This window comes from Polaromonas sp. P3_C2 (assembly GCF_056402675.1).
Genome location: NZ_JBFUGX010001093.1, coordinates 1 through 855, shown reverse-complemented (window position 1 = coordinate 855; position 855 = coordinate 1). Strand labels below are relative to the sequence as shown.

The window sequence follows — 855 nt, the reverse complement described above, 5'->3', positions numbered from 1 at the left end:
GTCGCCCAGGTGGCCGATGCGGAACATCTTGCCTTTGACCTTGCCCAGGCCGGTGCCGAGCGAGCAGTCAAAGCGTTCGTAAATGATCTTGCGCACCGCATCGGCATCGATGCCCTCCGGTGTCATCACGCCGGTCAGCACCGGCGAATACACGGCCGCGTCGGCGCACTGGATTTGCAGGCCCCAGGCCTTGACCGCAGCGCGCACGCCGACAGCCCAGCGCTGGTGGCGCGCAAACACGGTTTCCAGGCCGTGCTCGAGCAGCATGTCGCAGGCTTCGCTGAGGGCGTACAGCAGGTTGGTGTTGGGGGTAGACGGCCAGTAACCGGTCTTGTTCATTTCGATGATTTCGTCCCAGGCCCAGAAGGCTTTGGGAAGCGTGGCCTTTTTGCTGGCTTCGATGGCTTTGGCCGACACGGCGTTAAAGCTGATGCCGGGCGGCAGCATCAGGCCTTTTTGCGAGCCGCTGATGCTGACGTCGACGCCCCACTCGTCGTGGCGGTAGTCGGCCGAGGCCAGGCCCGAAATGGTGTCGACCAGCAGCAGGGCCGGATGCCTGGCGGCGTCAATCGCCTTGCGCACGGCGGCAATGTTGCTGGTCACGCCGGTGGAAGTTTCGTTGTGCACCACGCAGACGGCCTTGATGCTGTGCTGGGTGTCGGCCTTCAGGCGCTCTTCAATCAGGTGGGCCTGCACGCCGTGGCGCCAGACGTCGGCGCCGGGATAGCCGATGACTTCGGTTTTGAGGCCCAGGCGCGCGGCCAGCTTTTGCCACAGCGCAGCAAAGTGGCCGGTTTCGTACATCAGCACATGGTCACCCGCATTCAGCGTATTGGAAAGTGCAGCTTCCCAGGC

At 63.7% G+C, this 855-nt stretch carries 1 protein-coding gene; it reads right to left on the bottom strand.

The window, feature by feature from the left end; translation table 11 throughout:
- Positions 1-855, bottom strand: an 855-nt coding sequence (locus tag AC1DWI_RS24845; protein WP_477726135.1) for a pyridoxal-phosphate-dependent aminotransferase family protein, incomplete at both ends; no start/stop codon positions are given.